The sequence below is a fragment of the Pseudomonas sp. NPDC087598 genome (assembly GCF_044743525.1).
Classification (GTDB): domain Bacteria; phylum Pseudomonadota; class Gammaproteobacteria; order Pseudomonadales; family Pseudomonadaceae; genus Aquipseudomonas.
On record NZ_JBIUWQ010000100.1, the window covers coordinates 1 to 9,586 of the forward strand.

Below are 9,586 nucleotides of genomic sequence, written 5' to 3' on the forward strand. Positions count from 1 at the left end.
CTGCCCCCGAACGAAGAGGCCCCGGGTATTTCCGGTGAGGCGCGGGAACGTCTGGTGAACGACTTCCGCCTGGTGATGAAGACCCTCAAGCGTCTGTCGCGCCTGTACCCGCAGGAGCTGACCGAGCACTTCATCTACCTGCCGGCCGTGAGCCTGGAAATGCTCGGCGACCACGCCAAGATGCAGGACTGGCTGGCTCAGTACGAAGTCCGTCTGCGCACCAACGAGAAGTCCGGCCTGGTCTACAAGGCCAGCCTGCGTGAAGATCGTGAACGTGGCGTGTGGCTGCCAGAGGTCGAACTGATCTCCCACGGCCTGTCGAACTACGTCACCTTCAACCGTGACTTCTTCGGCAGCAACGACTACAAAACCGTCGTCACCCTCGGCGCTCAACTGAGCACCCTGCTCGACGAAGGCGCATACATCCAGCGTGGCGAGCGCAAGAAAGCGGTCACCGAGTTCAAGGAAGCTCTGGACTGGCTGATGGCTGAAAGCACCAAGCGTCACACCATTCAGCGATACAAAGGTCTGGGCGAAATGAACCCGGATCAGCTGTGGGAAACCACCATGGACCCAAGCGTGCGCCGCATGCTGAAAGTCACCATCGAAGACGCCATTGGCGCAGACCAGATCTTCAACACCCTGATGGGTGATGCGGTCGAACCTCGCCGTGACTTCATCGAGAGCAATGCCCTGGCGGTGTCCAACCTGGATTTCTGATCCGGTACACCTGTGACGGTTCGGCCACCCCAACGGGTTGGTCGGCCACGCCAAAAGAAGGCCCGCGCAAGCGGGTTTTTTTTTGCGTACGATGCAGCCTCGATTCCAGCCTCTGATGTTGGCGCATGACGAATGGACGTGTATCGATGAAGGATCTGCTTAAACGCTTGCCGGTTAGTCTCTTGCCCGTGCTGATGGGCGTTCTGGCATTTTTTATCGTCGTGGGGCCAAGGGCGCTGAACCCTGAAAACATTGCATGGCTGGGTCAGAGCGATCCGGCGACCCATTACCTGGGGTGGGCGTTTTTCAGGCATTCAGCCTGGTCGATTCCGCTGGGACTCAATCCCTCTTATGGATTGGAACTGGGCAGCGCGATCATCTTCTCGGATTCCAATCCGCTGTTTGCCTTTATCTTCAAACCCTTCGCTTCGCTGCTGCCCGAGCCTTTCCAGTACTTCGGGCTTTGGTTGCTGACGTGTTTTGTGCTGCAGGGCTGGTTTGCCTGGAAACTGATGGGGCTGGCCACAAACAATGTGACAGTGCGCCTGTTGGGCGCGGCATTGTTTCTCTTCAACCCGGCGATGATCGCGCGCATGGGCGTGCATTTGTCCCTTGCCGGACACTTCCTGATCCTCGCCGCGCTGTACCTGACGCTACGCCGAGGCAATGACAAGCGCGCTCTGGCCTGGGGAGCCCTGCTGGCCGCATCCGCCCTGGTGCATGCCTATCTGCTGGTCATGATTGCGCTGATCTGGATCGCCGATCTTCTGTACCGAACCGTCAAAATCCAACTGACTCCGCGCAAGGCAGTTGCCGAGTTGTTCTGCCTCTTGTTGTTGACGGCCTTGTGCTGCTGGCAGGCGGGCTACTTCACGATCAAGGGAGCTGGTCTGGCCTCCATCGGGTTCGGGTTGTTTCGGGCGAATGCGTTGACCTTCTTCAACCCTGGCGGGTGGTCGTATGTCTTGAGGGATTTCCCCGGAGTGCCCGGCGATGGAGATGGTATGGCCTTCCCGGGGCTGGGGGTGATGTTGCTCCTCGTTTGTGCATTGCCGCTCACGTTGGGCGGCAAGAACAACGGGGTTATGGCCGCCATACGCAAGCGCTGGATATTGCTGCTCGCGCTGGTCGGGCTGATGGTTTTTGCGCTTTCCAACAAGGTCGGTATCGCATCATACGAATTCGACTATTGGTTGCCGGACACTTTCATTGCAATTGCGAGTATCTTCCGCGCATCGGGCCGGATGATCTGGCCGGTCATGTACGCGGCGATTTTCGCGGTGGTTTTTTTGATTGCCCGAGGTTCCCGACCGCAGGCGGCGATCATGTTGTTGGCGCTGGCGGTGGTCGTTCAAGTGGCCGACACCCGCGCAGGCTGGGCAAATACGCGCAGCCAACTGATGGCTTCGCCGGGCAAGGAATGGAAAACCCCGTTGGTCGATCCTTTCTGGAGAAGCGCGGCATCGCATTATCAGAACGTGCGATGGATCAGTCCGCAAAACTTTTCCATCCATTGGATGACGCTGGCCGACTACGCGGGTAAATATCATCTGGCAACGGATGCCGTTTACCTGGGACGGGTAAGTGCGTTGGCACAGGAGGCTGCGCAGCGCGCCGCCGACAGGACCGTCGCTAGCGGAAAGTATGCTGCCGACACCCTGTATGTACTGGATCAGCGCTCGGCGCTTCAAGCAACGATCAACCTGGATCGCACTGCCGATATCCTGGCCAGAGTCGACGACTTTTACGTCCTGGCACCGGGGTGGAAGCGCTGTGCTGACTGTCCCGCCATCAATGCAGTGCAACCTCAAGAGCTGATCCCGACTTTCCAGCCGGGAGAAAAAATTCAGTTCACCGATAGCAGTTCGGGGGCCGCCGGTCTGGGCACAGGCTGGTGGGTTTCTGATGCCTGGGGTACCGGGTCTGTGGGCTCAGATGCGGAAATCATCCTCAGGCCGGCCGGTAGCGTGACCTCGCTATCGCTCGAAGCCAATGCCTTTCTCGCGGAGTCACACCCGCGCCAGGCTGTGGATATCCGCGTCAATGATGTTGCGGTGTTCTCCGCCAGTCTGACCCAAGCCACTGCGAACAAAATAAATGTCGTGCTGCCGCCGCAGGTGCAGCAGCTCGTTGCGCAACAAGGTGTATTGCGCATCCAGTTACATTTTCCATTGGCGATCAGCCCACACGAGCTCGGGATGAGTGTGGATGAACGAAAACTGGCAATCGGGCTGCTCGGGTTGACGTTTCATTGATCAGTAAAGAGAGATCGCAGCGCCTGCATTGATCTCGTGCAGGAGCTGCCGAAGGCTGCGATTTTTCGATCTTTATTCCTGTGCAGTCGCCACACTCTCCAACCGATACCCGTACCCATAAATCGTCAGCAACTGCCATCCACGATCGGCCGTCAGCCCCAGCTTGTTACGCAGCCGGTAGATATGCGTATCCAGCGGCCGTGACGAGGCCATCTCTTCATGGGGCCAGAAGCGCTCATAAAGATAATCCCGCGACAGGGGGCGACCAAGGTTGCTGAACAGGCAGCGCGCCAGTCGATATTCACGCTCGGTCATGACAATGGGTTTGCCTTCACGGGTGACGGTCAGTTCGGCATCGTCGAATGTCAGGTCATTGAAACTCAGTACCTCGGTGGCGGCGCTGCGTGGCTGACTGTGCCGACGCAATACTGCGGCGACCCGCGCTTTCAGCTCATTGGGTCGGAACGGTTTACTCACGTAGTCGTCGGCGCCGGCGTTCAGGGCCTGGACGATATCGCTTTCACCATCACGACTGGTGAGCATGATTGCTGCGGGAGGCGCTTCCATGTGTTCGCGGGTCCAGCGCAGCAACGCCAGACCGGTGAGATCCGGCAGTTGCCAGTCGAGGATCAGCAGGTCGAAGGTTTCCCGGCGCAGTTGTCGCAGCAGATCTTCGCCAAGCTCGAAGCTGTGCAGCGACCATGGCTGTTCGGAGGCATCGGCCATTTGCTGCAGGGTCTGCTCGACCCGGCGCAGTTCGGCGGGTTCGTCATCCAGTATCGCAACGCGCATACGCGGTGGTTCCTTGTTGCTGGGGGCATTTGGCCGTAAACCTTAGTCGCCCGGCCATTGCCTTGAAAGTAAGCGGCCCGCCGTTGGTCGACGTCCGCTATGATTCTTCGGGTCATGTCTCAGACCTGTGGCCCATGAATCCATTCACATTGCCCTGCCCTTTTTCCTGTGCCAGCTGTTCAGATGAGTAGCGAGCGTCGGCGCGAAAGCCGTGAACCAAGCCAGGTGCAGCGACTGTTCCGCCAGTTGGTGCGCGAATGGTTGTGGATAAGTCTAGTGCTGTTACCGCTGACTGCGCTGTTGTCGTACCGTGCGCAGGTCAATCTGCATGACGTGTCCCCAGGGCTCGGCGCATTGCTTTCCGTGGGTTTGGTGACGTGCGTTCTCGGGCTACTGTTATGGCGCCCGCGTCTGGCACTTTGGGTGACGCTGATCGGTATGGCTTGTGTGTTGCTGACCAGCGCGGGATTGGCGGAGATGCGGCGCTGGTGGTCGCCGACGCCAGCCGTGCTGGGCATGCTGTTCGGCTACTTGATCTGGAACTGGCGGCGCCTCAGCGTCGTGCTGACCTATTTCGGCTGGGAGTTGGCACGGCTGGACAATGAACCGAAAGTTTTCCCGGAACGCCGTCGCGCGCAGTTCACTGGTGCTGATCGTCTGCAGGGACAGATCATGGCGCTTGAACAAGCGATGAGCCGCACCCGCGATACTCGGCGTTTTATCGCTGATGGCCTGGAATATCTACCGGTAGCCACGCTGATCAGCGACCCCAAAGGGCAGATTCTGCTGGGCAATCGCAAAGCGCGGAATCTATTCGATAGTGCTCTGGTGGGCGACGATGTGCTCGATCAAATGGCGCAACTCGGCTACCCCGAATTGTCCACAGCTCCCCGCCCGCCCTTATCCGCCCTGCCCCTGCTGGAGTTCCGCGATCACAAGGAACGCAGCCTGCGCCTGGAGCGCGCCGCGTTGTTGCCGGTGGACGGTGACACGCCCATCGGCTGGTTATTGAGCCTGACCGACCTCAGTGCCGAACGCGCGGCCGAAGAGCAACGCAGCGTTTTGCTGCGCTTTCTTTCTCATGACTTGCGTGCCCCCCATTCGGCAATCCTCGCCTTGCTCGATGTCCATCGCCATCAGGCTGGCGCGGATGCGCCGCTGTTCGAACAGATAGAACGCCAGGTGCGCCGCGCACTGTCGCTGACCGATGGTTTCGTATTGCTGGCGCGGGCGGAGTCCGAGACTTACCAGTTTCAGCCAAGCCTGTTTGCGATGCTGGTGCTCGATGTGCTGGATCAGGCCTTGCCGATCGCCCAACAGAAAAGCATCGAACTGCTGCACGACATGGACGAACCCTCTCAAGAGCGCCTCGTGCTGGCTGATCAAGGATTGCTGACCCGGGCGCTGTTCAATCTGCTGGAAAACGCGATCAAGTACAGCGGACCTCACTCCACGATTCATTTGCAGGTCCGTTGCCATGGCGAGGTGTTGCGGGTTGAACTAAGTGATCAGGGCAAAGGCATTGCCGCCGAAGAGCTGCCCGATCTGTTTATCCAATATCGGCGGTTTTCCTCTGCTCAGGGCATCGATGGCGTCGGGTTGGGCCTGTCGATGGTCAAAGCAGTGGTCGATCACCATGGCGGCCGGATCGAGTGCCGCAGCGTAGTCGATCAAGGCACAACGTTTGTACTTGAGCTACCGTTGATTGCCGAGTAATCAGGCATAAAAAAACTTATGCACCTTTTACGGTGTTTTATGAGTTTGAGAAATATATAAGTAAATCAATCACTTAATGTAAATATTCAAGCCTTTTCAACAAAACCGTACACAGGTTATCCACAAAATATCAGACAGCCACCTGATCACTTGCAGCCGGCGCTTGTGGTGCGGGTGGCAGAGAACCCATTTCGCGTTGGGTCTTCTCGTTCCAGGCCTGCACCCGGTCGTTCAGCTCGGCGATAGCGCGAGGCCCAGTGCCTTCGGCGTACATCGGTTCGCCGATGACCACGGTGATCACCCCGGACTTCTTGCCCCAACCGATTTTCGGCCAGAACTTGCCGGCATTGTGTGCAATCGGCAATACCGGAAGCGCCGCATTCACCGCCAAAGCGCTACCACTGCGGGAGAACTTGCCGACAGTGCCGAACGGAACGCGTGTACCTTCCGGGAAAATCAGTACCCAAACGTTGTCCTTGAGCAGCTCATCACCCTTTGCCGCCACCTGTTTGAGCGCAGCTTTCGGATTGTCGCGATCAATCGCGATCGGCCGCAGCATGGCCATGGCCCAGCCGAAAAACGGCACATAGAGCAATTCGCGCTTGAGCACCTGGCTCAACGGCGAGAAATAAGCGGAGAGAAAAAACGTCTCCCAAGTGCTCTGGTGGTTCGATTGAATCACGCAGGGCCGGTCAGGCACGTTTTCCGCGCCTTTGATTTCGTAACGGATACCGAGGAACACCTTGGTCAACCACAAGGCGCAACGGCACCAGTACACGTTGATAAAACGATATCGCGCCTTGAACGGCAGAAAGGGCGCGATGAAAAAGCTCAGGCTGCACCACAACAAGGACGTGGTGCCCAGCAGCAGGTAAAAGAGAAAAATTCTGATGGCCCGCAGTATCGACATGGCGACGTTTACCGTTACGGGGCAATGCCCGACTGTTCAAGCGCACTCCCGATCAATCCCTGGTCAGGAATTTCAGAAGTACTCTAGTTGTGGATAAGTTCTGCGGCAATCGCCGCCAGATCGTCAAAAATCAGAGTGCCAACCGGCAGGGTTTTGCCCTGAGTCTTTTCGCCTTTCCCGGTCTTTACCAAAACTGGCTGTGAATCGACGGCTTTGGCGGCCTCCAGGTCACCAAGGCTGTCGCCGACGAACCAGACATTTGTCAGCGCCACGTTGTAATGCCCGGCGATGGTTTTCAACATGCCCGGTTTCGGTTTGCGGCAATCGCAACCCTCGTCCGGCCCATGCGGGCAATATACGATCAGCCCGACTTCACCGCCCTGCTCCGCCACCAGTTCGCGCAGGCGCGCGTGCATGGCGTCGAGGGTGGCGAGGTCGTAATAGCCGCGAGCAATGCCCGACTGGTTGGTGGCGACGGCCACCGTCCAGCCGGCCTTGCTCAACTGCGCAATCGCTTCGATCGAGCCGGGCAACGGAATCCACTCCGCCACCGACTTGATGTAAGCGTCGGAGTCGTAATTGATCACTCCGTCCCGATCGAGAATCAGCAGTTTCAACAGCAATCCCTCAACCCAGCAGCGAAATGTCGGCAACACCGAGGAACAGACCACGCAGACGCGCCAGCAGCGCGTAACGGTTGGCCCGAACTTTGGCGTCTTCGGCATTGACCATCACTGCGTCGAAGAACGCATCGACCGGCTCACGCAGTGCCGCCAGGCGCGCCAGCGATTCGTTGTACTGACGCGCTGCGGCCATAGGCTGCACCGCCTGATCCGCTTGCTGGATCGCCGAGTACAGCGAGAACTCGTTGGCGTTGTCGAAGTATTTGGCTTCAACCACGGTCGGCACCGAGCCTTCGACCTTGCTCAACAGGTTCGATACACGCTTGTTCACCGCCGCCAGCGCTGCCGCTTCCGGCAGCTTGCGGAAGGCTTGCACCGCTTGCACACGCTGGTCGAAGTCCAGCGCCGAACCTGGTTTCAGGGCACGAACCGACAGGTAAGTGGCGACATCGACGCCTTCGTCTTCGTAACGCGCACGCAGACGGTCGAAGATGAATTCCAGCACGGCTTCATTGAGACCGGCAGCCTTGACCTTGGCACCGAACGCATTCACGGCGAAAGCCACGGCGTCGTTCAGGTCCAGATCGAGTTTCTTCTCGATCAGGATGCGCAGCACGCCGAGAGCCGCACGGCGCAGGGCGTACGGGTCTTTGCTGCCGGTTGGCAGCATGCCGATACCGAAGATACCGACCAAGGTGTCGAGCTTGTCAGCGATTGCAACGGCTGCACCGGTCAGGGTGGCAGGCAGTTCAGCACCGGCACCGCGTGGCATGTACTGCTCGTTCAGCGCCAGCGCGACGTCTTCCGGCTCGCCGTCATTGAGGGCGTAGTAGTAACCGGCAACACCTTGCATCTCCGGGAACTCGCCAACCATTTCGGTGGCCAGGTCGCACTTCGACAGCAAGCCTGCACGGGCCGCCCACGAGGCGTTGCCGCCGATGCGTGCGGCGATGTACGCAGCCAGTCGGGATACGCGCTCGGCCTTGTCATAGACGCTGCCGAGTTTTTCCTGGAACACCACATTCTGCAGGCGATCGTTGAAGGCTTCGAGCTTCTGCTTCTTGTCTTGCTTGAAGAAGAACTCGGCGTCGGTCAGACGTGGGCGAACCACTTTCTCGTTACCGGCGATGATCTGCTGCGGGTCTTTGCTTTCGATGTTGGCCACAGTGATGAAACGTGGCAGCAACTTGCCGTCGGCATCCAGCAGGCAGAAGTACTTCTGGTTGTCCTGCATGGTGGTGACCAGTGCTTCTTGTGGCACGTCGAGGAAACGTTCCTCGAACGAGCACACCAGCGGCACCGGCCATTCGACCAGTGCGGTCACTTCGTCGACCAGCGCCGGCGGAACAATCGCCGTGCCTTCCTGACGGGTAGCCAATTCTTCGGTGCGCTTGCTGATGATCTCGCGACGCTCGTTGGCGTCGGCCAGCACATAAGCGGCACGCAGGTCGGACAGGTAGCTCGACGGCGAACCGATGCGCACACTTTCCGGGTGATGGAAACGGTGACCACGGGAATCACGGCCAGCCTTTTGCGCGAGGATAGTGCAGTCGATGACCTGGTCACCGAGCAGCATCACCAGCCATTGAGTAGGACGTACGAACTCTTCTTTGCGCGCACCCCAACGCATGCGTTTCGGGATCGGCAGGTCGTTCAGCGAATCTTCGACGATGGTCGGCAGCAGGCTCGCAGTCGGCTTGCCGGCGATGCTTTGGCTGTAGCGCAGTTTCGGACCGCTCTGGTCGATTTCGCTCAGCTCGACGCCGCACTTCTTGGCGAAGCCGAGTGCCGCTTGGGTCGGATTGCCTTCAGCGTCGAATGCCGCCTGACGTGGCGGGCCGTCGAGGTTGATGCTGCGATCCGGCTGCTGGGTGGCCAGTGCAGTGATCAGCACGGCCAGACGACGCGGTGCGGCGTAGACGGTTTTGCTCTCGTAGCTCAGGCCAGCCGCTTGCAGGCCCTTGTCGATACCGGCGAGGAACGCTTCAGCCAGGGTGTTCAGGGCTTTCGGTGGCAGTTCTTCGGTGCCCAGTTCAACCAGAAAATCTTGCGCACTCATTGTGCAGCCTCCAGCTTGGCCAGTACTTCGTCACGCAGGTCCGGGGTCGCCATCGGGAAGCCCAGCTTGGCGCGTGCCAGCAGGTAGGCTTGCGCAACGGAACGCGCCAGGGTGCGCACGCGCAGAATGTATTGCTGACGTGCGGTTACCGAGATCGCCCGGCGCGCATCCAGCAGGTTGAAGGTGTGCGAGGCCTTCAGGACCATTTCATAGCTCGGCAACGGCAGCGGCTGGTCGAGTTCGATCAGGCGCTTGGCTTCGCTTTCATAGAAGTCGAACAGTTCGAACAGCTTGTCGACGTTGGCGTGTTCGAAGTTGTAAGTGGACTGCTCCACTTCGTTCTGGTGGAACACGTCGCCGTAGGTGACTTTGCCCATCGGGCCGTCAGCCCAGACCAGGTCATAGACCGAGTCCACGCCTTGCAGGTACATGGCCAGACGCTCGAGACCGTAGGTGATCTCGCCGGTCACCGGGTAGCACTCGATGCCGCCCGCTTGCTGGAAGTAAGTGA

General features: G+C 59.0%; 7 protein-coding genes and 1 pseudogene. 3 read left to right on the forward strand and 5 right to left on the reverse strand.

The window, feature by feature from the left end; translation table 11 throughout:
- Positions 1 to 720 (forward strand): annotated as a pseudogene (gyrB, locus tag ACIOWE_RS28970) (DNA gyrase subunit B); the annotation flags it as partial.
- Positions 721 to 866: 146 nt separating this feature from the next.
- Positions 867 to 2,975: a DUF6311 domain-containing protein gene (locus ACIOWE_RS28975; RefSeq protein ID WP_401398342.1), complete on the forward strand. Its 2,109-nt coding sequence runs from the start codon at positions 867 to 869 to the stop codon at positions 2,973 to 2,975.
- 72 nt (positions 2,976 to 3,047) lie between these two features.
- Here ACIOWE_RS28975 and ACIOWE_RS28980 read toward each other — a convergent pair whose 3' ends face one another.
- Positions 3,048 to 3,767 carry a response regulator transcription factor gene (locus tag ACIOWE_RS28980; protein WP_201236186.1) on the reverse strand — a complete coding sequence of 240 codons (720 nt, stop codon included), beginning with the start codon at positions 3,765 to 3,767 and terminating at the stop codon, positions 3,048 to 3,050.
- Positions 3,768 to 3,950: 183 nt separating this feature from the next.
- Here ACIOWE_RS28980 and ACIOWE_RS28985 point away from each other — a divergent pair, with 183 nt between their 5' ends.
- On the forward strand, positions 3,951 to 5,483 hold the full coding sequence (locus tag ACIOWE_RS28985; protein WP_401398344.1) for a sensor histidine kinase: 1,533 nt from the start codon (positions 3,951 to 3,953) through the stop codon (positions 5,481 to 5,483).
- Positions 5,484 to 5,613: 130 nt separating this feature from the next.
- Here the strand turns inward: ACIOWE_RS28985 and ACIOWE_RS28990 are convergent, their stop codons facing one another.
- From ACIOWE_RS28990 to ACIOWE_RS29005, 4 genes are all read right to left on the reverse strand, one after another.
- Positions 5,614 to 6,393 carry a 1-acyl-sn-glycerol-3-phosphate acyltransferase gene (locus ACIOWE_RS28990; protein ID WP_150749920.1) on the reverse strand — a complete coding sequence of 260 codons (780 nt, stop codon included), beginning with the start codon at positions 6,391 to 6,393 and terminating at the stop codon, positions 5,614 to 5,616.
- A gap of 83 nt (positions 6,394 to 6,476) precedes the next feature.
- Complete coding sequence (gene gmhB / locus ACIOWE_RS28995; protein WP_401398346.1) at positions 6,477 to 7,016, reverse strand: D-glycero-beta-D-manno-heptose 1,7-bisphosphate 7-phosphatase; 540 nt, start codon at positions 7,014 to 7,016, stop codon at positions 6,477 to 6,479.
- Positions 7,017 to 7,020: 4 nt separating this feature from the next.
- Positions 7,021 to 9,075: a glycine--tRNA ligase subunit beta gene (gene glyS, locus ACIOWE_RS29000; protein ID WP_401398348.1), complete on the reverse strand. Its 2,055-nt coding sequence runs from the start codon at positions 9,073 to 9,075 to the stop codon at positions 7,021 to 7,023.
- Positions 9,072 to 9,586, reverse strand: a 515-nt coding sequence (locus ACIOWE_RS29005; protein ID WP_401244634.1) for a glycine--tRNA ligase subunit alpha, incomplete at its 5' end; no start/stop codon positions are given. The genes glyS and ACIOWE_RS29005, both read right to left, overlap by 4 nt.